Source organism: Propionispora hippei DSM 15287 (genome assembly GCF_900141835.1).
In the GTDB taxonomy this organism is placed as follows: Bacteria; Bacillota; Negativicutes; order Propionisporales; family Propionisporaceae; genus Propionispora; species Propionispora hippei.
Genome location: NZ_FQZD01000033.1, coordinates 1 through 25,905 on the forward strand (window position 1 = coordinate 1; position 25,905 = coordinate 25,905).

Annotated in this window: 24 protein-coding genes; 19 read left to right on the top strand and 5 right to left on the bottom strand. The window is 49.4% G+C overall.

Features of this window, described 5'->3' with window-relative positions:
* A partial coding sequence (locus F3H20_RS15115; RefSeq protein ID WP_149735745.1) for a transposase occupies positions 1–185 on the top strand: 185 nt, incomplete at its 5' end.
* 171 nt (positions 186–356) lie between these two features.
* Here the strand turns inward: F3H20_RS15115 and F3H20_RS15120 are convergent.
* Both F3H20_RS15120 and F3H20_RS15125 read right to left on the bottom strand, forming a co-directional pair.
* Complete coding sequence (locus F3H20_RS15120) at positions 357–1,475, bottom strand: tetratricopeptide repeat-containing glycosyltransferase family 2 protein (protein ID WP_223191788.1); 1,119 nt, start codon at positions 1,473–1,475, stop codon at positions 357–359.
* A 195-nt stretch (positions 1,476–1,670) separates the two neighbouring features.
* Positions 1,671–3,557 (bottom strand): exosporium glycoprotein BclB-related protein, encoded by a 1,887-nt coding sequence (locus tag F3H20_RS15125; RefSeq protein ID WP_149735746.1) that lies wholly within the window; start codon positions 3,555–3,557, stop codon positions 1,671–1,673.
* A 208-nt stretch (positions 3,558–3,765) separates the two neighbouring features.
* Between F3H20_RS15125 and F3H20_RS15130 the strand changes: the two genes are divergently transcribed.
* The 8 genes from F3H20_RS15130 to F3H20_RS15165 all read left to right on the top strand — a co-directional run bounded on the left by F3H20_RS15130 (position 3,766) and on the right by F3H20_RS15165 (position 11,646).
* A complete protein-coding gene (locus tag F3H20_RS15130) occupies positions 3,766–4,359 on the top strand; it encodes a class I SAM-dependent methyltransferase (RefSeq protein ID WP_223191789.1) in 594 nt (197 codons plus the stop codon).
* A 535-nt stretch (positions 4,360–4,894) separates the two neighbouring features.
* Entirely contained in the window at positions 4,895–5,515 is a 621-nt protein-coding gene (locus F3H20_RS15135) for a TrkA C-terminal domain-containing protein (protein WP_223191790.1), read from the top strand.
* A gap of 389 nt (positions 5,516–5,904) precedes the next feature.
* Complete coding sequence (locus F3H20_RS15140; RefSeq protein ID WP_149735748.1) at positions 5,905–6,954, top strand: galactitol-1-phosphate 5-dehydrogenase; 1,050 nt, start codon at positions 5,905–5,907, stop codon at positions 6,952–6,954.
* A gap of 354 nt (positions 6,955–7,308) precedes the next feature.
* Positions 7,309–7,983 carry a TVP38/TMEM64 family protein gene (locus F3H20_RS15145; protein WP_149735749.1) on the top strand — a complete coding sequence of 225 codons (675 nt, stop codon included), beginning with the start codon at positions 7,309–7,311 and terminating at the stop codon, positions 7,981–7,983.
* Positions 7,984–8,020: 37 nt separating this feature from the next.
* Positions 8,021–8,719: a response regulator transcription factor gene (locus tag F3H20_RS15150; protein WP_149735750.1), complete on the top strand. Its 699-nt coding sequence runs from the start codon at positions 8,021–8,023 to the stop codon at positions 8,717–8,719.
* The gene (locus F3H20_RS15155) at positions 8,709–9,878 is read left to right on the top strand and encodes a sensor histidine kinase (protein WP_223191791.1); all 1,170 of its coding nucleotides are present in this window, start codon (positions 8,709–8,711) and stop codon (positions 9,876–9,878) included. Before F3H20_RS15150 ends, F3H20_RS15155 begins: the two co-directional genes overlap by 11 nt.
* A 153-nt stretch (positions 9,879–10,031) precedes the next feature.
* The gene (locus F3H20_RS15160) at positions 10,032–10,310 is read left to right on the top strand and encodes a hypothetical protein (protein WP_149735752.1); all 279 of its coding nucleotides are present in this window, start codon (positions 10,032–10,034) and stop codon (positions 10,308–10,310) included.
* A 208-nt stretch (positions 10,311–10,518) separates the two neighbouring features.
* Entirely contained in the window at positions 10,519–11,646 is a 1,128-nt protein-coding gene (locus tag F3H20_RS15165) for a YibE/F family protein (RefSeq protein WP_223191792.1), read from the top strand.
* A gap of 1 nt (position 11,647) precedes the next feature.
* Here the strand turns inward: F3H20_RS15165 and F3H20_RS15170 are convergent, their stop codons facing one another.
* A complete protein-coding gene (locus F3H20_RS15170) occupies positions 11,648–12,424 on the bottom strand; it encodes a TIGR03943 family putative permease subunit (protein ID WP_149735753.1) in 777 nt (258 codons plus the stop codon).
* Between the two features lie 16 nt (positions 12,425–12,440).
* Positions 12,441–13,403: a permease gene (locus tag F3H20_RS15175; RefSeq protein WP_149735754.1), complete on the bottom strand. Its 963-nt coding sequence runs from the start codon at positions 13,401–13,403 to the stop codon at positions 12,441–12,443.
* 201 nt (positions 13,404–13,604) lie between these two features.
* Here F3H20_RS15175 and F3H20_RS15180 point away from each other — a divergent pair, with 201 nt between their 5' ends.
* The 8 genes from F3H20_RS15180 to F3H20_RS15215 all read left to right on the top strand — a co-directional run bounded on the left by F3H20_RS15180 (position 13,605) and on the right by F3H20_RS15215 (position 23,153).
* Positions 13,605–14,132: a hypothetical protein gene (locus tag F3H20_RS15180; RefSeq protein ID WP_149735755.1), complete on the top strand. Its 528-nt coding sequence runs from the start codon at positions 13,605–13,607 to the stop codon at positions 14,130–14,132.
* A gap of 106 nt (positions 14,133–14,238) precedes the next feature.
* The gene (hisC, locus tag F3H20_RS15185; protein ID WP_223191793.1) at positions 14,239–15,300 is read left to right on the top strand and encodes a histidinol-phosphate transaminase; all 1,062 of its coding nucleotides are present in this window, start codon (positions 14,239–14,241) and stop codon (positions 15,298–15,300) included.
* Positions 15,301–15,321: 21 nt separating this feature from the next.
* Positions 15,322–15,819, top strand: a complete 498-nt coding sequence (gene msrA / locus F3H20_RS15190) for a peptide-methionine (S)-S-oxide reductase MsrA (RefSeq protein ID WP_149735756.1) — start codon at positions 15,322–15,324, stop codon at positions 15,817–15,819.
* A gap of 27 nt (positions 15,820–15,846) precedes the next feature.
* A complete protein-coding gene (locus F3H20_RS15195) occupies positions 15,847–17,040 on the top strand; it encodes an HD domain-containing protein (RefSeq protein WP_149735757.1) in 1,194 nt (397 codons plus the stop codon).
* A 330-nt stretch (positions 17,041–17,370) separates the two neighbouring features.
* Positions 17,371–17,955, top strand: a complete 585-nt coding sequence (locus tag F3H20_RS15200; RefSeq protein WP_188128361.1) for a TetR/AcrR family transcriptional regulator — start codon at positions 17,371–17,373, stop codon at positions 17,953–17,955.
* Positions 17,956–18,070: 115 nt separating this feature from the next.
* Positions 18,071–19,165, top strand: a complete 1,095-nt coding sequence (locus F3H20_RS15205) for an efflux RND transporter periplasmic adaptor subunit (RefSeq protein ID WP_149735759.1) — start codon at positions 18,071–18,073, stop codon at positions 19,163–19,165.
* 19 nt (positions 19,166–19,184) lie between these two features.
* The gene (locus F3H20_RS15210) at positions 19,185–22,301 is read left to right on the top strand and encodes an efflux RND transporter permease subunit (RefSeq protein WP_149735760.1); all 3,117 of its coding nucleotides are present in this window, start codon (positions 19,185–19,187) and stop codon (positions 22,299–22,301) included.
* Positions 22,302–22,448: 147 nt separating this feature from the next.
* Positions 22,449–23,153, top strand: a complete 705-nt coding sequence (locus F3H20_RS15215) for a polysaccharide deacetylase family protein (protein WP_223191794.1) — start codon at positions 22,449–22,451, stop codon at positions 23,151–23,153.
* Between the two features lie 48 nt (positions 23,154–23,201).
* Here F3H20_RS15215 and F3H20_RS15220 read toward each other — a convergent pair whose 3' ends face one another.
* Positions 23,202–23,357, bottom strand: a complete 156-nt coding sequence (locus F3H20_RS15220) for a DUF1540 domain-containing protein (protein WP_149735761.1) — start codon at positions 23,355–23,357, stop codon at positions 23,202–23,204.
* Between the two features lie 354 nt (positions 23,358–23,711).
* On the opposite strand from F3H20_RS15220, the gene F3H20_RS15225 reads away from it, so the two are divergent.
* Positions 23,712–24,896, top strand: coding sequence for a galactokinase (locus tag F3H20_RS15225; RefSeq protein ID WP_149735762.1), 1,185 nt, complete (start codon positions 23,712–23,714; stop codon positions 24,894–24,896).
* The gene (gene galE, locus F3H20_RS15230; RefSeq protein ID WP_149735763.1) at positions 24,893–25,882 is read left to right on the top strand and encodes a UDP-glucose 4-epimerase GalE; all 990 of its coding nucleotides are present in this window, start codon (positions 24,893–24,895) and stop codon (positions 25,880–25,882) included. Before F3H20_RS15225 ends, galE begins: the two co-directional genes overlap by 4 nt.
* The last annotated feature ends 23 nt before the right edge of the window (positions 25,883–25,905 follow it).

Genomic DNA, 25,905 nt, shown 5'->3' on the forward strand with positions numbered 1-25,905 from the left:
CAGGAAAAATGCTATATAGGAAGAGAAGTCAAACCATTGAGCGGAGTTTTGCAGACGCTAAGCAACTGCACGGACTTCGCTATTGCCGGTTTAGGGGTAGAGAGCATGTACAAGAGCAGGCGTTACTAACGGCTGCTTGTCAAAACATGAAAAAGATTGCCAATCACCTCGCCAGACTGGCGTAGGTATCGGCAATCTTTTCTTTTTGAGTCTACTTAGTGATGGTTTTCCTTTTGTTTTGTCTAATAGAAACCCCCATGGCTTAGATCTTTCCCAAACCATGGGGTTCTTCAACAGCCTGACTGTCAACATATTTGTTGACAGTCTTTTTATAGTGCCGTGTATGGCGTGGCCGATTAATTAGACGTTCCAGGTTCAATAAAGCTCTGTAAAAATTTCCGGTTATGAGCGATTCTGGGATCATCGGGCATGTATTTGGCTGCCTGCTCATTGTGCTCATAAGCCAACTGGTATTTGCCGATTCGGGAATAACATACACATAGTTGGAGATGGGGCAGCCAAGTCCTGCAGCTATAATTAACCAGGCCCCAGGTTTCAGCGGGCTGTTCCAACTGCGTAGCTGTTTTGTACCAGAAGATAGCCTGCGGCAATTGGTTGGCCTGCAGGAAGTGAAAGCCTAGGCGGCAGCAGAAGTCAGCTCTGGGTGTATCGTAAGTAAAGGAAGTAAAAATATATTTAAGTTGGTTTTCCGAATCCGACAAGTGATAGAAGCAGTCGGCCAGTTTGCCGCAGGCCCCGATGTTATCCTCAATCCAGCCTTGCTTGGTGGCTAAAAAGCGCTGATAATATTCGATGGCGCGGTTATATAATTGATGATCAAGCAGTTCATTGGCAAAATAATATAAGTCGCGGGGTGAAAAGGTTTCCCCGTTTTTCTGCCGTTGCTCGTAGATGTGAAGATTACGGTCCGCATCATGCTCCAAGGGACTGTGTGTAACAGCTATATCACTGTGGAAAGCCCGGCCGGCAACTGCCAAATACTCATGGACGGCACCAACCCATTGGAAATTATTGGACCTTTTTACCAGGCGATTACGGCGGAGTTGGGAGGTTACTTTGCCATATTGATCGCGGGATAGGTTATACAGCATGGTGACGGTATCAATATCCGGCGTTAGTTGAACTTGTTTTAAGTGCAAAAATTTATTCCGGTCTTCCGGCAACAGGATATCGTCTGCATCCAGCCATAGAATGTAGTCCTTGGTAGCTAGGCTGAACGCAAAGTTCCGGGCAGCGGCAAAATCGTTAATCCATTGGAAGTGATGGATGCACTCGGTAAATTGACTGGCAATTTCTTTGGTGCAGTCGGTGGAACCGGTGTCGACAATAATGATTTCGTCGACAATGCCGGCTACCGATTCAAGGCAACGGCCTAACACCTTCTCCTCATTTTTAACAATCATGCAAAGACTGATGAGGATTGGTGATTGAAGTGCTTCTTTTGCTCCTTCCACGTACTTAACCTCCTGAAGTCGTGTTGTATTACTACATATGTTATGCTGCCTGAGCGGGGGGAGTGACAGGAAAAGCAGAATAAGCTATTAATAAAGCTCGTGAATTGTTTGTGCAGTATAGTGGCAACAAGAAGGATTCCTCTTCGTTTCCCGAAGAGGAATCCTTCTTGTTGCAAGTGATATTTATTTTAGAATTTATTCAATAGCAATACCGGCACTGGCGTACCCCAGGACTGTATTAAGAAGGGTTAAGCCTGCAGCTGTTGCAGAAAATACTAATAATAGACGTGTTCCTGCAGTTACCGGAATGGCTAAGCCTGTAGTAATGCCACTGCTTGTAGTACCAATCGCAAGGACGCCTGACAAGGCCGGTGACAGTGTTACTATAGCACCTGTCGACGTAAAGATATCATTTGGTGTCGGTGAAGAAAATAGCTCGGCAGTAATGGTAATGGTTGAACCGACGAGTGACAGAGCTGCTGCGGTGCTAAAATACCCGGCAATGGAGGTAATTATTCCATCGCGGGGAGCGGAAAAAGCAAAGTTGAGAAGTCCGCCGCTTCCGGAAATGTCAATAGTTCCGCCGACAATAGTAAGAGAGTTATCAGAGTTGCCAAAACCGACAAGGGCGACTGTGCCTGCCAAGCCTCCGGCAATTGTACTGAGAACAACAGGTAAGCCGGAAGCAAAGGGGATAATGGCCCCCGCGCCAGTAACACCGGTAACACCAGTAGCGCCTGTAGCCCCAATATCGCCAGTGGCACCGGTAGCGCCAGTCGCGCCTGTAGCCCCAATATCGCCGGTAACACCAGTAGCTCCCGTAACGCCGGTAGCGCCAGTAACACCGGTAACACCAGTAGCGCCTGTAGCCCCAATATCGCCAGTGGCACCGGTAGCGCCAGTCGCGCCTGTAGCCCCAATATCGCCGGTAGCGCCAGTAGCTCCCGTAACGCCAGTAACGCCAGTGGCACCGGTAGCGCCAGTCGCGCCTGTAGCCCCAATATCGCCGGTAACACCAGTAGCTCCCGTAACGCCGGTAGCGCCAGTAACACCGGTAACACCAGTAGCGCCTGTAGCCCCAATATCGCCGGTAACACCAGTAGCTCCCGTAATGCCGGTAGCACCGGTAGCGCCAGTCGTGCCTGTAGCACCTGTAGCCCCAATATCGCCGGTAACACCAGTAGCTCCCGTAACGCCAGTAACGCCAGTGGCCCCGGTAGCACCAGTCGCGCCTGTAGTCCCAATATCGCCGGTAACGCCAGTAGCTCCCGTAATGCCGGTCGCGCCAGTAACGCCAGTGGCCCCGGTAGCGCCTGTAGTCCCAATATCGCCGGTAACACCAGTAGCTCCCGTAATGCCGGTAGCGCCGGTAGTCCCAGTGGCTCCTGTAGTGCCAGGATCACCGGTTGCCCCGGTTGCTCCTGTCGTGCCGGTAGCGCCGGTAGCGCCAGTGGCGCCTGTCGCGCCGGCAGCCCCAGCAGCCCCGGTATCACCGGTTACACCAGTAACACCGGTAGCTCCAGTAGCACCAGTGGCTCCTGTAGTGCCAGGATCACCGGTTGCTCCTGTAGCGCCGGTAGCGCCCGTTGCCCCTGTAGCACCTGTGCTCCCTGGATCGCCCGTAGCGCCCGTAGCGCCCGTAGCTCCCGTTGGGCCTGTTGGTCCTCCGGCTGGTCCGGTAGCGCCCGTAGCGCCGGTTGTTCCTGAGGCCCCTGTGGCCCCGGTCTGGCCTGTGATACCGGTTGGTCCAACAGAGCCTGTCGGACCTGTCGGACCTGTCGGACCAGTCAACCCGGTACCGCCAGTGGCACCGGTAGTACCTGTGATACCGGTAGGGCCGATGGGGCCGGTAGGTCCGGTTATTCCGGGAGTGCAAATGGGGAAACACGGGAAGCAACAGTTGTCGCTTGTATCGGAAGAACTGCAGGAATCGCTGCTTTTTTTACAATGATCATAATCGGGACAACACGGGGGAGGGGGTGTATGTTGAATATGTTTGATTTTATAATGATGGTGATGATGGTAACGGCGACGATGTCTTTTTCTTGCTTTCAGGTCTTCTAAGGGATCTTTTTTATCCATTCCATTTCCTCCTTTTGGGCAGATGACAGTTCAATTTTTTTGAGTCATTACATAATATACTATGTATATCCGGCACCAAAGGGAACAAACCCATCAGAACATTTGCGGTTTGTACCGATGTAATTGCTGTTTTTGTATTTGTGCTCTTTAATGGAACATTTCAGTTATGGAGGAATAAAGTAGTAAGAGATTTACAGATTGCCAGGAGGTGGACATTATCTCGAAACAGTCGACCAAATTACATATAGGGTGCGGCAGGAATATTCTTCCCGAGTGGATAAATCTTGATTGCGTAGCTTTGCCCGGAGTGGATGTGGTTTTTGATTTGGATGCTTGCGCAGAGAATGGGCTCCCTTTCCGGGATGATAGTTTTGATATGATATTAGCCAGCCATGTATTGGAACATATAAAAAATCCCCTGCCACTGCTGCAGGAGTTGCACCGGGTGGCTCGACCTGACGCAAAAGCAGTATTTGCCGTACCCTATGGTGCTAATGATGATGCTTTTGAAGACCCGACCCATGTCCGGCAGTATTTTTTGAATTCCTTCGGATATTTTTCTCAGCCTTTTTATTGGCGCGCCGATTACGGTTATCGTGGCGATTGGCAGCCGGAACAAATTATTTTGGCTATTTCCGCCGAACAATACACGGGAGAATTAGCTGAGGATATTATGGCGGATATTATGACGCTGCGTAATGTGGTGCTGGAAATGACGGTGGAGCTGCGGGCGGTGAAGCCGGCAAGGGAGGCAAAACTGGAATTGCAGCAGGCTCCCGAGATCCGGTATCGGTTTGTTTGAAGTGGGCTAGGGTTTGTTTGTAATATACTCGAAACGCCCCTGACGGTGATTTTTGTGCCATACTTCGCTACCATGTTTTGAAATAGGGCTACTATTCCTGCAGCATGGTCCGTTTGACGCAAAAATTACTCGCTACAGGTCCGTTATTTTACAAACAGGCCCCAGTACTTTGTCAGTCTTAAATGGCGAAGCTATTTTCTTGCAGTACAAGGCGGGGAGGACGGAATACTGATAGGGTGGTATGATGGCTGATGAAACGAAGGTGTGTTGAAAATAGACCATCAATATCACTGGATTAAGCTTGATAAGTTCTTTAAGTATTTTCTTAGTGTATTATCATGGTATTTTGTTGTATGATACATAGTATATAGATAGATTTTGGGGCTCCTGGGAAAGGCTGATTGGTTCACAGTGTGCGTTAAGCCGGGGAATTTTTTGATTGAATTAGTCATAATGTAATTTTTTTGACAGGCGGAGAATCCCGGGCTTATGTTCACTAAATCAGCGATTCCTTAGAAAAATGCGGGGTGGATTTGTGAAAGCGTCTATGGCATCTTACCAGTCAATTGCTTTGGATTTGGCGAAACGAATTATGAATGGGGAATTTCCGGTAGGCTCCAAGATATCGGGCCGGACGGTGCTGGCCAGTCAGTATAGTGTTTCACCGGAGACCATACGCAAGGCAATAGCTATTTTGAAAGAGTCAAATATTGTATCCGTTTCTCAGGGAAAAGAGATTATCGTGCTGTCTTCGCAGCAGGCTTGCTATTATGTTAGACATCATGAAGAAATGGTATCGGCTTATTCTCTAAGTCAGGAACTGGAAGCACTGATGGCCGAAAAAGAAGAAAATGACAAACAGTTTCGCAAAATAGTAGGCGAAATCATGCGTTATTCGGACCGGCTTAAAAATCTTTCTCCTTATAACCCGGTCGACATTCGCGTAGCAAACCATTCTTTCGTTATAGGAAAGCCGCTGCAGGACCTTCGCATGTGGCAAAATACCGGAGCGACGATTGTCGCCGTCAGGCGGGGTACGGAGATCATTGTTTCCCCTGGACCCCATGCCGTTTTACAGGCAGATGACCGGATCGTGGTGGTAGGGGCCGGCGATGTATGGCAGAAAGTAACTAATTTTATTAATAAGGAAAATTGAAAAATAACCAGGGCGGCGTTTCGGTGAGGAATGCCGCCCTGGTTATTTTATGGCCTGACGTTATGGATAGGAAGCTTTATTGGCTGCTTTGGTGCCGGACATATAATTGATCTGTTTGGGTTATACCAATAAAAGAAAGATAAATATGATTTATATATGAAAAGTATAAGAACAAATGTAAAAATTGGTTTCCTTGATTTGATTTGACAGTGCTGCTTTTAGGGTGTAAAATGTAGAAAATGCAGGAATTTCACTTCATATAATACTGTAATTTGTGAAAAATGTAACTGCCTTTGAAAAAATGTAAAAAAACTATTCAGAAATGAACTGTTTTACAGTCCAGTGACTGTCATAGTAAATCAGAGAAAATAGAAGGGATAGGGTTAGACATGAAGGCATTAAATTTATACGGACCCAGAGATTTGCGTTTTGAGGATGCACCTAATCCGGTATTGGAACATGATACCGACGTAATTATTAAAGTAAAGGTAGCGGGAATTTGCGGCTCCGACATTCACCGCTATGCCAAATTGGGACCCTACATTAAGGGAATGACCTGGGGTCATGAATTTTCCGGCGAAGTTGCCGAGGTGGGCAAAGCTGTGACCAATGTCAAAGTTGGTGACCGTGTAACAGCCTGTCCGGCGCTTTATTGCGGAACTTGCGAATATTGTAATAAAGGCGAATTTGCCCGCTGCGAGCATTTAAGTGTAATAGGGGCGCTGAATCCTGGCGCTTTTGCTGAATATGTTAAAATGCCGGCAGAAAATGTTGTAAAACTTCCCGATGAAGTTGGTTATGATGTAGCCAGTCTGGTTGAGCCTTCCAGCGTGGTTGTCCATGGCATTTATAAAACCAGCATGGAAGCCGGTGATGATGTAGCTATCATCGGTTGCGGAACGATCGGCTTGTTGGCGGTGCAATGGGCTAAAATCTTTGGCGCCAGACATGTATATGCCCTTGATATCGATGACAGCAAGCTGGAACTGGCCAAACAGCTTGGCGCTGATTTTGGGATTAACACCAAGGATATTGAGCCTCATGAAAAATTATTTGAAATGACCGGCAACCGGGGAGTCGATATTGTTGTGGAATCAGCCGGCAGCCCGATTACCTCTGCTCAAGCTTTTTCGCTGGCTCGTAAAGGCGGCAAGGTCGTATTCATGGGCATCCCTTACGGCGATGTAATGGTAAAACGGTTCTATTTTGAACGGATTGTGCGTAATGAGTTGAGCGTATACGGTTCCTGGAATGCTATTTCAGCGCCGTTCCCCGGCAAAGAGTGGCAGACTACCGTTCATTTCATGAAAGAAGGCAAACTGAACGTAACGCCGATGATCACGCATCATCTCAGCTTAAAAGAAGGACCGGCAACGTTTGAAAAAATCATAAACCGTGACGGCCATTTCGGTAAGGTTTTATTTTATCCGGAAAAATAATAAGTATGTTAAAGCCTCTCTGGACAGTAGCGAACTGACCGGAGGGGCTTTTTTTCATATGGCTAATTGCCGAGCTGAAAGGAGTAATTTTCTAATGGCCCGTTGACTGCATTTTGTAGTTCCCTGGATCAATCTGACATAGGGTAGAGAAGCTGACTGATTTCTTTTGACCGTATGCATATAATAAAGGAACTTCATTTACTGGTTGCGAAATGTAGGATAAAAGGAAATCTCCATAAGAAATTCATATTCCTACGGTATAATGGGTCTGGCAGAGCCGACACTCTCATGAGATCAGCGGTTCCTTAAAGGATGCAGGTGTATTGAAAACTATAAGGAAGAGGAAGAGCGGACATGAATAAACTATGGGGCTGGCTGCTTATTTTTACGGGAATTGGGTTATTATACCTGTGGCAACCGGAGGTTTTTCTGCACGTGTATCAGTTGCTCCGGCAAGGAGACATTCTGGCTCTGACAGAGTATCTACGCTCTTTTGGCGGCTGGTCGATCGCCGTGATCCTGCTCCTTTTCGTCATTATGACGTTTACGATTGTTTTTCCGTTTATGTTGTTGTCCGGCGCGGTCGGACTGATTTACGGGCTGTTTTGGGGAACGCTGATTTCTTGGCTGGGGGAAGTGGCCGGTTCGGTAGTCATGTTTGTCGTGGTGCGCTACTTATTCAGGCAAATGGTGACTCTCTGGATTGCCCAGAGCCGCTATCTGGTAAAAATAGATGAATATAGCGCGACAAATGGTTTTAAGGCTTTGCTGTTGGCGCGCCTGCTGCCCCTGGCACCGTCCGGCATTATCACGGCCATTGCCGCGGTTAGCCGGCTGGGCTTTGCCGATTTTTTCTGGGCTACTTTTTGGGGCAAACTGCCGCCGGTTGTCGTGAAGGTTATACTGGGGCATGACTTGGCTTTAGCTGAGGATAATATGGTGCGTATTGTGGTGATTGTCGGCGTGATTGTTGTAATATATGGCACACTGTGGTATAAAAAACGGAAGCGGCTGCAGGGAAATGACTGAAGAATGGTAATTTCAACTGCGAGACAGGAGGATGACTATGGCTCAGCATTCGGTATTGATTGTTGATGATGACTTGAAACTGGCTGCTTTGCTGGAAACCTATTTTAAGAAGGAAGGCTTCCTTACTTATCTGGCTCATGACGGCTTGGAATGCCTAAGCGCGGTACGGGAGAAGAATCCGGATATTATCGTGCTGGACCTGATGCTGCCCGGTCTGGACGGTTGGACGGTATGCCGCCAGATTAGAAAAGAACGGGATACTCCGATTATCATGCTGACTGCCCGGGATGAGGAGAGTGACCGCCTGATCGGTCTGGAAATCGGGGCGGATGATTATGTTACCAAGCCGTTCAGTCCCAAGGAGGTTGTGGCACGGGCCAAAGTTATATTCAGGCGGGTTTATCCGAACAAAGAGGCTTCGGAAAAAGTAATAGCAGGAAAACTTACGATTGATTTATTGCGCCATGAGGTGCTTTACGAAGGAATGCCGGTGGAGCTGACTCCAACAGAGTTTAAAATACTGGAGCTATTGGCGGCTAATGCCGGCCAGGTGTTCAACCGGCTGCAGATTGTGGAGCGGACTCAGGGCTATTCTTTTGAAGGGTATGAACGAACGGTGGATGCTCATGTGAAAAACCTGCGCCGCAAGCTCGCCGTGCATTGCCCTGCTTTGCAATATATTCAAACCGTCTATGGCGTGGGCTATAAGTTTGCCGGTGATACGTATGAATCATAACAGCATTATCTATCGCATTACAGGTTTGGTATTCTTGGCAGTCGCGTTAACCGTCTTTTTGTTGATTTATCTGGCTAATTTGCAGATGACGGAGCAATTTAAGGAATATCTGGTAGTTCAGCACCGGGTGACCGATCACCGGATGGGGCCGGACCGGGACCACCAGGGTGCCTATGAGGTGTCGTTTACCATGGGGCCGCTGGAGCAATCTTTCCTGGCCTCGGTTCACAAATCTCTTATTTGGGTGGGACTGGCTATTTTAGCGGCCGGTTCGGTGGCCAGTTACATGCTGGCCCGCAGTATTACCGTACCGTTGCGCAATTTAAGTCAAGCTGCCGAGCAGATTGAGCGGGGAAATTTCAATCAAAGGGTGTGTGTGGAGAGCAAGGATGAAATAGGGCAATTGGCGGCTATTTTTAATCGTATGTCCGAGGCGCTGCAGATGAACTCCAACCTGCGACGGCAATTGCTGGCTAATATCGCTCATGAGTTGCGTACACCGCTGGCCGTTATCCAGGGCCATTTGGAGGGAATGATTGACGGGGTTATCGAGCCTGGCAAAGAACAGTTAACATCTTTGCATGAAGAGGCCATCCGTTTGAATCGGCTCATTACCGATTTACGGGATTTATCGCTGGCGGAAGTTCGCCAATTGGGGCTGGAATTGAAGACAGGGGATGTAAAGCTGCTACTGGCGCGAGTGGTTTTATTACTAAAGCCGTTAGCCGATAAAAAAAGGCTGGACATTGTGCTGGAGCTGCCTGAGCAACTGCCGCCCATCGTAGTCGATCATGACCGGATAAGCCAGGTTTTTTATAACATCCTGGTTAATGCTATCCGTTATTCGCTAAACGAAGGACAAGTGAAGATAACGGCGGAACTAAATGAGGATAAGGAAAAGCACTGGCTGTGCCTTTCCTTTCAGGATCATGGTCCAGGCATCAAACCTGAGGATATCGATTCGATTTTTGATCACTTTTACCGGGGGGAAAAATCCAGAGACCGCAAAAGCGGCGGGTCGGGCCTGGGACTGGCTATTGTCAAGCAACTGGTTGAAATCCATGGCGGGTGGGTTGCCGTCCGGAGCGAGGCGGGAAAGGGCAGTCTGTTTCAGGTGTCTTTGCCGCTGGACAAGACTGGCGGTAATGAGCCGGGGTAGTAGTGCTCCTCCAACTGGATGACCCGCGGAGCGCATTGAAGACACGTCCTAGCAATAAAAATTTATATTTTCTCCATAAGATATTCATATTTCTTTGTTATGATTAAAAAATAACAAGCAGATACTTGTGAATATATATAAGGAGGCAGTCCTATGAATAAAAAAATCGTGATTGTAGTGGCACTGGCGGCATTAGTTGCCCTGTCGTTGTTTGCCATTACCTCGCAGGCTGCGGAAGCCCCCGCTGCCGAGGCTTGTGGCTGGCATGACCGGATGATGCGGCAAGCGGTAGAGCAGGGCATCATAAACTCCGAGCAGGCCGGCAGAATGAATGCGCTTATGCAACAGACGCGACCGCAAATGCATGAACAGATGAAAGAGCCGCACCATGGAGCAACGCCTGAGCACTGCAGTGATGCAACAGTAAACTAACAGCAAAAGTAGGACAGCGTCAGCGGCGAAAGGTGTTGACGCTGTTTCTTTTGCTGCTTGATAAAACGGGAAAGGACTCTGGCGGTCGGTATGGAATATCATTCTGTTAAAGAAGCTTTGGTGGCTTCAGCGGCAGAGAAAAAACTGCAAGGACAGTGCAGAAAGTTGCCGCAAGCAGAGCAGGCTGAACCTTGATGGGAGGATGTTCATGAAAATAAGAGGGGTTATTCGATGTATAGTGATGCTGATAGGATTATTGGGTTTTATGTCGGTGCAGGCACTGGCAGCGACCCAAGACGAGGCGGGAAAGCAGCTTCCGCAAATTGATTATTTGCAGGGTGTGGTCTTAAAGGTACAGCCTTTGTCTCAATTGAAAAAGGTACAGGGGATGAGCGGGGCCGAGCTTGTGGATATCCGCCTGACGGCAGGCGAGGAGACCGGCAAAGAAATTAAAGTCACCAATTATAAAATGGACAGGCCTGGCTTTGACTTGCATCCTGCAGCCGGTGACAAAGTCATTGTTGCCGTTTCGCAGGATGCTGGTGGAAAAACATATCATTTAGCCGATTATGATAGGATGCCTTATGTGTATGTTTTACTGGGAGCTTTTGCGCTTACGCTGATCGCTGTTGGCGGAAAAGTAGGAATCAAATCGCTGTTTGTTGTCTGTTTTGCTATTTTTACCATTCTTCAGGGAATGATACCGCTCATTTTGGGCAGACATTTGAATTTGATTTTGGCGACATGGCTGACCAGTGCGCTGATCGCCATAGTAACTCAGATTACGGTAAGCGGCTGGAACGCAAAAACCTGGGGAGCCATTGCCGGTACAGTCGGCGGGGTGGCTGTGGCCGGCCTGCTGGCTGTTCTTTCGATCCAAACCATGCATTTGACCGGCCTTGATAATGAGGAAGCTATCATGTTAAAGGTGACTTATCTGGCGGATATTGATTTTCAGGAAGTGCTATTTGCCGGCATTGTGATGGGAGCGCTGGGGGCCGTGATGGATGTGGCCATATCCATCGCCTCCGCTCAATATGAAATCAAGAGCTCCTGTCCGCAATACGGTTTTAAAGAGTTGTATAAGGCCGGAATCAATGTGGGGCGGGATGTTATGGGCACCATGTCCAATACGCTGGTGCTGGCTTACCTGGGCAGTTCGTTGCCGCTCTTACTTTTGCTTTCCGCCCAGGAACACGTACCGCTGCTGCGGATTGTCAACCTCAATCTGATTACCACGGAAGTGGCCCGGACGATTACCGGCAGTATTGGCCTTATCTGCTCCATTCCGCTGGCCGCACTGGCTACGGCGTTCTTTTTAAGCAAAAATAGATAACTTATTCATTGGTGTAGGGAAATACATAAGGCTTTTCCGGTGCGGCGACTTTTTCCACCGAGGTTAATTGAATAACCGGTGTGTCTTGATCTTTGTAGCGTCCCATCGCAATCACACCTGTCCCGGATAGCCACGTGCCGTCCGGGTATTTTTTTGCATCGGTGACTTCGCACATGACACCGTAAGGCAGGGCGTCGGCGGCGCAGCAAACCATGACATAGCGGACTAGCGATAACTGGCGGTCTTCCAAACCGGGGCTCCGGAAAACAAAGCCGGTCATGGTAACCTTTTTGCCGATATAGTCCTGGGGGAAATCGTTGATTTCACTCATGACTTCCGTATAGTTGTTACTGTCTGCCACGATGGTTTCCGCTTGCTGCAGCGCTTCCTTCAGTGGGCGAGGCTGGCTGGCAACGGCCGTTGCCAGGACAGATGTCTGGCTGTTTAAGCCTTTACTGGCAACAAGACTGGCATTGAGCATCTGGTCGGGTAACAGGACGGCTAAGAGGAGAATAATGCAAAAAGGCAGGTACTTTCCATAGTGATGATGTGTATGGCATGGTGAGGGAAGCAGCAGATCAAAGAACTGAATGACCAGTAAGGGAAGCAGCAGCCAGTAAGCGTAGCGGACAAGCGGGGAGAACCGCGGATTGATATAGTAGGAAAACTGGTCGGTCATATCCAGCCAGACAAACAGGCTGATCAACCCTGTCAAGAGCAGAAAGCGCACAAGCGCTTCCCAGTGAAATGCTGTGGCAGGACGTTTTCTCGGCTTCATGCAAAGCCCCTCCTTCTTATAAAACATTTAACAAATAGGCCAGGCCGCCGCAGAGTAAAATGACAGTAACCGTGAGCGTGGCTACAAAGCGGGTTTTAAATACATGGAGCAGCATGAGCAGGTTCTTGGCATCAATCATAGGGCCGAAAACCATAAAGGCGATCAGCGAACCGGGCGTAAAACTGCTGCTGAACGAGGCGGCAATAAAAGCGTCGGCCGAGGAACAGACGGAAACGCTGAAGGCAAACAGCAGCATGACGATAACGGAGTACAGTGGGTCCTTCCCCAGTCCTAACAATAGTTGCCGGGGCAGCAGGAGTTGCAGGGCTGCCCCCAGCATGGCTCCCAGCAGCAAATATTTCCCCATGTCAAAGAATTCAGCGCCGGCGTCACGGAAAGTATACATAATTTTTTCAGCAAAAGAGGCATTAGGCTGGACCGGGGAGGCGTGACAGCCGCAGGAACAGGCTGTTTCCTGGGATTCATGGGAAGTTTGCCGCAGCGCTTTGTCGCCAAAAAGAAGATCTACCGTCAGACCGGCACAGCAGGCAATGGCAAAAGCCGCTGCTAGGCGATATAAAAGCATCAGGCTGTTGCCGTTAAAGGCGAACCAGGTCGCTGTGGCAACTACGGGATTGATAATCGGGGCGGCCAGCATAAAGGTAATGGCGAAGCGAAGCGGCACCCCTTTCAAAAGCAGACGGCGCACGATGGGGACCATACCGCAATCGCATACAGGAAACAACATACCCAGGAGGGCGGCCATCAGCAAGGAGAATAAGGTGTTTTTGGGGATGCATTTTTGTATGGTGTTCTCGGACAGGAAGTGATTCATTCCGGCGGAGATCAGCACACTAAGCAAGACAAAGGGAAAAGCCTCGATGACGATGCTTAGCAGGATGATTTTAAAATTAATCAGGTTTTGTAAATCAAAATTTCTCAAACCGTATTGCACGGCAAATGCCAAGTTGTCCAGCATAATCTCCCTCCTAACAGGTAACTTTTATATGACTATTCAGCAGCATAAAAAATATGCATTTCTAATGTGGCCCCAAGAGTATCTTCCTGGTGAAAAAAGGGTCTTTGCAAAGTTTGGTGAATTACACCTATAACAGGCTAATCGGGCAGGGGAAAATGCGGCGCAATTAGCACAAACGGAATAGGCAGGGATGGTGCTTCCATGGATGGATATAAACGAATGATCAAGAGCCTGGTGCTGGCGATGAGTTTGCTGTTGCTGGGTACGGCGCAGGCTACAATGGAGCCGGCGCGGTTTGCGGCAGTTGAACAGGACGGTTCGGTGATTGCACAATTTGATACACAGACACTGGCTTATGAAAAGGATCCTTACCGGGATGAATTGCTGGTCAATGTTTGGCTTAAGACGACGCCGGACAATATGTTAGATTCTTATCAATTGCAGCATTATCTGTTCCGCGTGACAAAACGGGAGATCATGCTGCTTGATCAGGTTGACTATAGTAGAAGCGGCGGTGTCCTGTCGCGAATCACCAAGGATTATAATCCGGCCCTGTGGACGGCGCCGGTGCCGGAAACGGCGGAGGAAAGTTATTATTCGGCTGTGTTGAAATACGCCCAGGCTCATGACAAAGAGCTGCGGGCCGCCGTTAAACCCAAGGCAGATAACAAGAAGCGCAAAGATCAGTTGGCCGGCTTGGGACTGTTCATTGTAGCTACTAATTTGTAAGACAGCGGGCCACGGTCCGGGCGAATATGACTGGCCGGCGGTTAAGACAGTGTGTCGCGAGAGACAATAAAGATAAGCGTGTAACCAATAGTAAAGGGAGTCGTAGATGATGAGCAAATATTGGAGTAAAGCAGTGCAGGGACTGGATCCCTATATTCCCGGTGAACAGCCGAAGGATAAAGTTTATGTAAAATTAAATACTAATGAAAATCCGTATCCGCCTTCGCCGAAGGCGGTTCAGGCTATGCAGGCGGCGGCCGACGACAAGCTTAGATTATATCCTCCACCCGCCTGTGATGAGCTTAGGGATACGATTGGTGCGTATTACGGACTGAAAAAGGAACAGGTATTTGTCGGAAACGGTTCGGATGAGGTATTGGCCTTTAGTTTTATGGCATTCTTTGATCCCGGCTCACCGATCCTGTTTCCCGATATTACTTACAGCTTTTATCCGGTTTACGCGGCACTATTTCACATTGATTACCAACTGGTCACGCTTAATGAGGATTTTTCCATTCCGGTGGAAGGCTTCTGGCAACCTAACGGCGGTATTATTTTCCCTAATCCCAATGCCCCTACCGGGCGTTACTTATCGTTGGCCGCCATTGAAACTATTTTGCGAAAAAACCGGGATCAGGTGGTCATTGTCGACGAAGCCTATATTGATTTTGGCGGTGAGTCGGCCGTAAAGCTTCTCCGAAACTATGACAACCTGCTGATCATTCAGACCCTTTCCAAGTCACGTTCATTAGCCGGACTGCGGGTCGGTTTTGCTCTGGGCAGCGTCGAACTGATTGAGGCGCTGGACAGGGTGAAAAATTCGATCAATTCCTATACCCTGGACCGCATTGCTTTGGCCGGTGCAGTGGAAGCCTTTAAGGACGAAGTCCATTTTGAAGAAACCAGACAAAAAATTATGGCTACCAGGCAGCGGGTGGTGGTCAGTGTGGAAAAACTGGGTTTTGAGGTTGTGCCGTCGACGGCCAATCTGATTTTTATCAGTCATCCGATTGTGCCGGCCGAACGGATTTTCCGGGAACTGCGTGAGCGGGGCGTGCTGGTGCGATATTTTAAGAAGCCTCGGATTGACAATTTTCTGCGGGTCAGTATCGGTTCCGATGAAGAAATGGATTGCTTTTTGACAGCCCTGCGGGATATCGTAAAATAACAGTAACAGGGAGGAAATATTATGAAAAAAATCTGGCTGGCTGGTGGCTGCTTCTGGGGTGTTGAGGCCTATTATCAGCAGTTGAAGGGTGTCATCTCCACGATGGTGGGCTATGGACAGGGAAAGACGGAGGCACCTTCCTATGAGGCGGTTTGCTCCGGTCAGACCGGCCATGCCGAAATTTGCGAAGTGGTTTATGATGAGAATGTGTTGCCATTGGTCAAACTATTGGAGCACTATTTCCGCATCATTGATCCGACCACACTGAACTATCAGGGGCACGATCAGGGGACACAGTACCGGACGGGAGTATATTTTACCGATCCTGCCGATCAGCCGGTCATTGCCGGTTTTCTTTACAGCCAGCAACTGCATTACAACCGGCCTATTGTTGTGGAAGTGGAGGAACTGAGGAATTTCTATCCCGCCGAGGAATACCACCAGGCTTATTTAGATAAAAATCCGCACGGCTACTGCCATGTCAATCTGTCTGTGGCCAGGCCAGAAGAACGGAAATAACCGGCAAGCAGGGAGAGGTGGAAGAAGATGATTCGCAAGGTATTGCTGGAGTTTATCCATGAAAGCGCTCATATGCAACGCTGGAACGACCATATCCGTCCTAAGGGGTTTACCGAACTGGATAAACAGGCGCAAAAGATGGTTATTGCCTATGTGCTGGCCCGCTTTCAGACGGAGGAAAGTACTGGACCGGTTAGCTGGCAGGCGATTATTGAGGGCGGTTTATTTGAGTTTTTGCACCGGATTGTTTTAACCGATATAAAACCGCCGGTATATTACGAACTGATGGCGCGCCATGGCAAGCAGATCAATACCTGGGTGCTGGCTGAGCTAAAACCCCGCGTGGATTGCCTGGGCAGTGATTTTTACCGGAGGATGGAAGACTACTTTACCGAACCGGACTGCTGCCTGCTGGAAAAGAAAATCTTAAAGGCCGCTCACTTCCTGGCAACGCAGTGGGAGTTTCAGATTATACGCAAGCTGAATTCCAACATATACGGGCTGGAAGAAACCGAAGCCCGCATTGCCAATGAGATCGAGGAGCACTATGATCTGATCGGAGTGCAGAAAATAGCTTTGCATAAAAAGGCCAACCATTTTATCGAATTGGTCGGCCAGCTTCGCTTTCAGCAACGCTGGGCCCAGTCGCCACGGGTGCCGGAGACCTCGGTTATGGGACATATGCTGATTGTGGCTTTGCTGTCATATATGGTTTCGGTTATTGAACTGAAGGCTTGCAATCAGCGGGCGGTCAACAACTTCTTCGCCGGGCTGTTCCATGATTTGCCGGAGGTGCTCACACGGGATATTGTCTCACCGGTCAAACGTTCGGTTGCCGGCTTGGATGAGCTCATTAAAGAAATTGAAAACAGCCAGGTGAGGGCCAAGTTGTACCCCTTGATTCCCACAGCCTGGCAAAAAGAACTGGAATACTTTATGCAGGACGAGTTTGCCAGCAAAATTATGCTGCAGGGCCAGATCAAAAAGGTCACATCTGAGGAGATTTCCCGGCAGTATAATGAGGACCGATATGCACCGATAGACGGAGAGATTATCAAGGCCTGCGATCATTTGGCCGCCTATATGGAGGCGAGCTTATCCCGGTCGCATGGCATCATGTCGCGCCATTTGCGTGACGGTCTGGAAACGCTATATGCGGTCTATCAAAACAAGAAGATTGCCGGTGTGGATTTCGGCCAATTATTCGATTACTTCAAATAAAAGAACAGAATTTTTCCGGTCAACCACCGGGTTAATGGGACTGTTAGCCTGGCGGAAGATTTGCAAGGTCAAAAGATGCGTATAAGAGAATGACGCCGGCTGCGTCAGGCAGGACTTGGCACGAGCCAAGTCTTTCTTATTGGTCAAAAACACAAAACCCGGAGGTTAGCCGCACTCTTGCGGGGTTTTGCTGAAGACGCCGGACGAAAAGAAGATCTGTCAGGACAGACAGCGCGAATAAATCAGTGGTTTTTTTATTGACAGTTAGCAAAAATTATATGATAATAAGCACATACCGTCCGGTAGGTCGGTGTGCGAGGAGACGATGCTGTGACAAAGGACAATATCATCCATGTAGCGCTGCGGTTATTTTTACAGCGAGGCTACAAATATGTGTCTTTGGTGGACGTGGCCGCTGAAGCGGGGATTACTAAAGGTGGTATCTATCACTACTTTTCCAGCAAGGAAGACCTGTTGTATACTGCGGTGCATTACTTATTTGATCGTATAGAAGCTAAGTACATTGATGTATTCAGCCGGGACGGCAGCTTGCAACAGGCGCTCTACTCTATGCTGGTCGAGCGGGAGCTTGAGGTGTATGCCCGCAGTTTGTTGGGTATGGAGCAAGGAGATTACCGGGAAAATCACGCTAGCTTTATTTTAGAAGTTATGAATCATTTCCCCAAAATGCAAGAACGGATTGATCGCAGCCATATGACGGTTTGCCAGGCTATTGGAGCAAAGCTGCAGGCCGCGATGGGGCAGGGTGAAATCCGCCCCCAGGCCGATACGCACGCGTTGGCGGTCATGATTCTGGCCATGCTTAACGGACAGATATCCCTGGGCGAAAAGCTGAACAGCCCGGAAATACGCAAGTTGATGACAGAAAATCTGTGGCGTTTGATTTGTGCTTGAAAGAAATAGGCCTCCTGTTAGAGCGAGGTTATTTTTCTGCCGCATACATACCGACTGGTAGGTATGTGTGCGGCAGATCAGGAATTTCCATATAGAATACAAGGAGGCAGGCAAGATGAAAGGGTTTAAGCTCAAATACTGGTTGGTGCCGGTTTTGCTGGTCGTCGGTTTGACGCTGGTTTTCCGCAGCGGCGCGTTTTCCAAGGAAAAGGTACAGCCTCAGGCGGATAGCGGAGTAGCCGTACGGGTAGCGGACGTACAATATACAAAGGTGGTGCCGGGACTCTCTTTAAATGGGTCCATCGAGGGCAGAACTTCAGCGACAATCAGTGCTAAGATTGCGGGACGAATTGAAGAAGTGCTGGTTGAGGAAGGTCAGCCGGTAAAGGCCGGTGATCCATTAGTCCGGCTGGAAAGCGTGGAATTGACCAATTCGGTGCGGACGGCTGAGGATGCAGTGACCAAAGCCCAGGTGAGCTATGATCTGGCTGCAGCCGATTACAACCGCTATCAAACCTTGTATGATAAAGGAGCCGTTTCACAACAGCAATTGGATACGGCAACGGCCAAACTAAAGAGTGCACAGGCTGATTTATCCAGTGCCGTGGCTGGCCGCAACAACGCAACGCAGCAACTGGGTTATGGCGTGATTACAGCACCGGTAGACGGAGTTGTTGCCAATAAAACGGCCACTGTCGGCCAGGTGGTATCGCCTGGTGCGGCTTTAATGATAGTACAGGACATCAGCCAGGTCCAGGCTGTGGTAAATATTGAGCAAAAGGACCTGGGACAGGTCAAAGTGGGGCAGAAGGCGCAAGTGCGGGTGGATGCCTATGGCGACAGGGTGTTTGAGGGAACCGTGGATGGCATGAATCCCGAGGCAGGCTCGGCCAGCCGGATGTTCAGAACTAAAATTAAGCTGGATAATGCCGACGAAGCCTTGAAGGCCGGCATGTTCGCCAAAATTGAGCTGGCTACCGGCGACCCGGTAGCAGTGCTTACCGTGCCGCAGGCTGCAGTCATCCAGAAACAAGGGCTGTATTATGTATTTACCGCGGAAGACGGCAAGGCCGTGCGGCATCAAATCGAAATCGGCAAGGCCGATCAGGACAGTATCCAGATTAAAAGCGGTTTACAGCAGGGAGACAAGGTGGTTGTCAGCGGTGTAAATCAGCTAAAGGATAATGAAGCGGTAAAAGTAACGGAGTAAAGGTAAAGGGAGATAGACAATGAAAATTACTGATATAAGCTTAAAGCGTCCGGTGTTCGCGACAGTAACCATCTTAGCTCTTGTCGTTTTAGGCTTATTCAGCTACATCTCGTTAAATGTAGATGAATATCCTGATGTGGAGATTCCTGTCGTAGCAGTTACCGTCAGCTATCCGGGCGCTTCACCGGAACAAGTTAAATCAAAGGTTACCCAAAAGGTGGAGGAGACGGTCAGTGTTGTACCGGGTGTTGACCATATTACTTCGACTGTAAAGGAAGGCAGTTCGGTAACGGTCATCCAGTTTACTATGGAAACCTCAGCGGCCACGGCAGCACAGGATGTCCGCGATAAAGTGGGACGTTTGCAGGGCGTGCTGCCCGATGATGCCGAAGCGCCGGTGGTTACCCGCTTTGATCCTTCGGAAACCCCGGTTGCATCCATTGCGCTGACCGGTAAAGCCAGCCAGCGTGAGCTGACTATTCTAGCTCAGGATACGGTGGCAGAACGACTGGAAGCCGTAAATGGCGTGGCTGCCGTCAATGTACAGGGCGGTCTGGACCGGGAGATTCAGATTAATCTGGATAGCAACAAGCTGGCGGCCTATGGGCTGACCATTCCAGAGGTGACAAATAGCCTGCGCAATGAGAATATGGAAACTCCCGGCGGGAAGGTTACCGACGGAAACAGGGAAACCAGCCTGCGGACCATGGGCAGCTTAACCTCGCCTCAGGCTATTCTGGACCTGCCAGTGGCCCGGCGGGACGGTGTGCAACTATTTGTTAAAAATATTGCTTCCGTGGCGGATACCACTAAGAGTGTTACTTCCATTACCAAGCTAAACGGCAGCCCGGCTGTCGGCCTAGATATCATGAAGCAGTCGGGCAGCAATACAGTGGAAGTGGTAACTAACGTCAAAAAAGAACTGGAAACGATCAAAAAAGATTTGCCTCCCGGTGTGGAAATTTCTCTGGTGCGGGACAACTCTAAAAATATCAACGATTCCATTCACGATGTGCTGTTTAACCTGATTTTCGGCGGGGTATTGGCTGTCGGGATCGTATTCCTGTTTTTGGGTAACTGGCGAAGCACCATGATTGCCGCTATTGCCATACCAACTTCAATTATTACTTCGTTCCTGGCCATGAAGGCGTTGAACTTCACACTTAATACCATGTCTTTGCTGGCGCTGTCGCTGGCAGTCGGCCTTCTCATTGACGATGCCATTGTTGTCATTGAGAATATCGTGCGCCATTTAGAGATGGGTAAGGATAAGTTTAAGGCTGCTTCCGAAGGTACGGCCGAAATCGGTCTGGCAGTTACGGCAACTACGCTGACTTTAGTGGCCGTATTCCTGCCGGTGGGGATGATGACAGGCATTGTCGGGCAGTTCTTTAAGCAGTTCGGGATTACCGTTGCCGTCAGCGTGCTGGTATCACTGTTTGTTGCCTTTACGTTGACGCCGATGCTGTCGGCAAAATATTTAAACAATAGCCATGGGGAAGCGGCTACCAGCCGTCTGGGACGGTTCTGGGAACACTGGAATGGTAAGTTTGACCGGGCCACTGAGCGCTACGGCACCTTTCTTTCCTATGCGTTGGAACACAGGGGAAAAGTCATGCTGATCGCCGCGGCCCTGTTTATCGGCAGCCTTGTTTTAACTCCCCTTTTGGGCTCGAGTTTTATTCCCGACTCCGATAGCGGCGAGCTTACGGTAAGCGCCGATGTCGACCCGGGAATGACGCCGGAAGCTGTCGGGGTTATTGCCGATCAAATGGCCGATACCATCCGGTCTCTGCCGGAGGTCACAATGACCTATGCCAATTCCGATAACAGTAGCATCAATATTTTGACCAAGCTTACTGATAAAGGGCAGCGCAAACGCAGTGACAATGATATTATTGTCGACCTGCGGCAAAAGCTGGACGGCATGACCGGAGTACAGGTCAGTGTTTCCAAGAAATCCGGCATGTCCAGCGGCAAGCCGGTATCATTGGTCATTCAGGGACCTTCACTGGATAAGTTGTCCGAGCTGGCAGAACAGGTTGAACAGATTGTGGCGTCCACGCCGGGCGCCGTCGATGTTACTTCCAGCTATGAAGCCGGCAAGCCGGACGTACAGATTGTAGTTAACCGTGATCAAGCTTCTGATTTGGGCGTATCTACGTCCAATATTGCCAGTACGCTGCAGACTATGTTTAATGGCACCGTGGTGTCTCAGTTTAAAGAGGACGATGACGCCTATGATATCCGTCTGATTCTGGCACCGGGTGACCGGAAAAGCCTGTCCGACGTAAACAACATTTATCTGGCCGGTTCCAACCGGGACAAGGACGGACAGACAGTAATGGTACCGCTGTCGCAGGTGACGCAAACTGTCTATGCCACAAGTCCTACCCAGATTAAGCGATATGACCGGCAGGATCAGGTTACCATTTCCGCTAACCTCAAAGGGGTAACGTTAGGCGATTTCAATACGGCACTGAACAAGCAGTTAAGTAACGTTGCTTTGCCGGAGGGCTATCAGTTTGTGGCCACCGGGCAGTCGCAGCAGATGAAGGATGCTTTTACCGGCATTGTGATGGCTTTGGCCTTGGCCGTGCTGTTTATCTTCTTTGTTCTGGCCGCTCAGTTTGAAAGCTATATCGATCCCTTTGCGATCATGCTGGCGCTGCCATTAGCCATTATTGGCGCCATCCTTGGCTTACTGGCTGCCGGCAGTACAATCAGCATGATGTCGCTAATCGGGGTAATTATGCTGATGGGTCTGGTGACGAAGAACGCCATTCTGCTGATCGACTTTGCCAAGCAGTCGATGGAAAAAGGGGTGGCACGTAATCAGGCACTGGTTGATGCGGCTACCGTCCGGATGCGTCCGATTATGATGACTACTATGGCCATGATTTTCGGTATGGTGCCGCTGGCCCTAGGCATCGGACCAGGCGCTGAAACCAGGGCGCCTATGGCGCATGCCATTATCGGCGGTCTGATTACCTCCACTATTTTAACGCTGGTGGTGGTGCCTGTGGTGTATACCCTGTTGGACGATGTGAAAAGAGGCCGGGTGGCAGTAAAGTTTTCGTTGCCTTCCCTGGGTTTTCTAAAACACAGAAAACGTGACGCTGAAAACATGCAATAGGAACGCAGTGAAAAATCCCGTCTGCAAGCGGTATAGCCGTTTTGCCGACGGGATTTTTATTTTTATACAAAAGTGGCATGTGTTTTTTGCCGGTCCAGTAGAATATAGAGTAGCAACTGTAAAGGTGTAAAACAGGAGGAGCAGGAAATGGTTATCCAATATGTACGGATTCGCTGGCTGTCTTTATTCTTGTGTGCAGGCATTGCTTTACTGGTTTTGGCGGAATTTCTGCCGACTCGCGTTGCTATCGTCGGGCAGGTGGATACGGTAAAAAAGATCGTCGCCCTTACCTTTGACGATGGGCCCGACCCAGTCACCACGCAGGCCTTGCTGGAGGTACTGGCGAAAAAGCAGGTAAAAGCCACTTTTTTTTTGTTAGGTTCCCAGGTGGAAGCCTATCCTGAACTGGCTGCTAACATAACCCGCCAGGGGCATGAAGTCGGCAGCCATAATTACAGTCATGTTTTTTTAAACCGGGTGAGCCTGGCGGAATTCCTGGAACAGGTAGGACGGGCGGAAGCGGCCATCAGTAAGGTGGCGCCAAAACCTGTTTTATTTCGTCCTCCCGGCGGCGGTTATAACGATAAGCTGGTAGAGGAACTGCAAAAGCGGGGATATACTACCGTTCTATGGTCGGTAGACCCACGGGACTGGGAAGGTAAAACAGCGGAAGCCACCACCAGATTTGTTTTAAAGCAGACGAAACCAGGCAGTATTATTCTGCTGCACGAAGGGAGTTGCGCACGGGCAACTCCGGAGGCCGTCAGCCGCATTATTGAGCAACTGGCCGGTCAGGGTTATTCCTTCGTTACCGTAAGCGAACTGCTCAATCTGAAAAAACAGATTGAATAGGGGTTAGCAAAAGGGACGGCAAATTGCCGTCCCTCTTTTGCTGTCCTATTATTTTGTCTTGAACGTATGACAGTTGGTTTCTGCGACATAGCTGGCTTTTTCCGCGCCGCCTTCCACATTTACTTCAATAGCCGAAGCGGTACATTCGTGGCCTTGTCCCCAGTAGTGACAGTTTTTTACATTGCATTTTACATCACGTGCCATTTACGATCACCTCCCGAGCATTATTATTACCCGATTTGTAGCGAATATAAGATGTTTTGCCGGAGCAATTTTTTGTAAGGCAGGCCGGAGGCAGCACATGGAGAAAAATAAATTTTAGTAAAAAAACTGATGAAAACGAAAATATTTTACTAAAATACTTTATGGGATATTGACTTTTCCGGATAGGATTATTACTCTTAGAGTATAAGAAATCTGCGACTTATCATCAGCAGGAAACTATTGAAAAAACGGGTAAAATAGCGGCGGTCATTTACGTAGTGAGGCACTAGCCGGTGTGTTTACCGGGTAGGCAGCATGATCATACAGATTGCAAAAGGAAGAGGAGGAATAAGGATGCAAAAACTGGCAGAATGTAAACGGGTGTTTCAGGAAAAGTTTCCCGGCGGTGGGGAACGGGTGTTTTTTGCGCCGGGACGGATTAACCTCATTGGGGAGCATACCGATTACAATGGTGGCCATGTATTTCCCTGTGCGCTGACGTTTGGCACCTATGCGCTGGCCCGTAAACGGAATGATGAGCTGGTGCGGATGTATTCAATGAATTTTCCTGATAAAGGAGTTATTGAATTTAGCCTGAACGACTTGTCTTACCAACCAGCCCATAACTGGGGAAACTATCCGAAAGGGATGCTCCGCTTTTGCCGGGAGGAAGGCTATGGCATTACCACCGGTATGGATATTGTTTTTTACGGTGAAATTCCTAACGGAGCCGGCCTTTCTTCTTCCGCTTCCATCGAAATGCTCACCGGTGTTGTGCTGGAGGGTTTATTCCAGCTTGCTATTGACCGGATTGCCATGGTGAAGCTGGGCAAGAAGGTAGAAAATGAATTTATTGGTGTGAACAGCGGGATCATGGATCAGTTTGCCATTGGAATGGGTAAAGCCGGCTGCGGTATTTTGCTTGACTGCGATACCCTGGACTATTCCTACGCGCCGCTTAGCCTGACCGAGCATGTGATCATGATTATGAATACCAACAAGCGGCGGGAACTGGCCGACTCCAAGTACAATGAGCGCCGCAGTGAATGCGAGGCCGCTTTGGCCAGGCTGCAGACGGTGATGCCGGTGAAGTCGTTGGGTGAGCTGTCGGAGAGCGAGTTTGAAAAGCATAAGCAGCTCATTGGCAATGACATCTGGATCAAACGGGCTAATCACGCCGTATATGAGAACGCCCGTACCGTCCGGGCGCTGGAAGAACTGCAAAAGGGCAATCTGACGGAGTTTGGCCGATTGGTCAATCAGTCGCACATATCGCTGCGCGATGATTATGAGGTAACGGGCAAGGAACTGGATACGCTGGTCGAGGCGGCCTGGCGGCAGCCTGGCGTGTTAGGTGCCCGGATGACCGGCGCCGGGTTTGGCGGCTGTGCCATTGCCCTGGTGGAAAAGAACCGGAGCGAAGCTTTTGTCAGCGCCGTAGGCAAGGAATATAGCGAGCGTATCGGCTATGAAGCCACTTTTTATATGGCCAATATTGGCGACGGAGCAAGGGAAATTACGGAGGAGGATAAACAATGAACGTATTAGTGCTGGGCGGAGCCGGTTATATCGGCTCCCATGCCGTTTACCAGCTCATCGAACTGGGACATACCGTAGTAGTGGTGGATAACCTGCAGACCGGTCATCGGGGAGCCATCCATCAAGAGGCGATTTTTCATCAAGGCGATATACGGAACAGGCACTTTTTGCGAGAGGTATTTGCCAGAGAGAAGATTGATGCGGTGCTTCATTTTGCCGCCAATTCGATTGTCGGCGAATCGATGGAGAAGCCGCTGGCCTATTTTGACAATAACGTCTATGGCACACAAGTGCTGCTGGAAGTGATGAATGAATACCAGGTGAAGCATATCGTGTTTTCTTCCACTGCCGCTACCTACGGAGAACCGCAGGCTGTCCCCATCACCGAGGATATGCCACCATTGCCAACCAATGCTTACGGTGAGACCAAACTGGCGATGGAAAAAATGATGAAGTGGTGTGATGTCGCATATGGCATCAAGTTTGTGTCGCTTCGCTATTTCAATGTAGCCGGAGCGCGGCAGGACGCCAAAATTGGCGAAGACCATGCCACAGAGACCCATCTGATTCCTCTGGTTCTGCAGGTGGCGTTAGGCAAGCGTGACTATATCACGATTTTTGGCGACGATTATGATACGGCCGATGGAACCTGCATTCGCGATTATATTCACGTGGAAGATTTGATAGAGGCCCATGTGTTAGCCATGAATTACCTGAAAAACCAGGGAGAAAGTACTATTATCAATTTAGGCAGTAGCAAGGGATTTTCGGTTAAAGAGATTATTGACACCGCCCGAAAGGTAACCGGCCACACCATTCCGGCTAAGATTGGCAGCCGCCGGGCCGGCGATCCCAGTAAATTAATCGCTTCTTCATCTAAGGCGAAACAACTGCTTGGCTGGAAGCCGCAGCGCACCAGTATTGACCGGATTGTGGCCGACGCCTGGAACTGGCATAAGCAGCATCCGGCCGGATTCAATGAATAAGCACGTAGTGTGGAGGTAATATC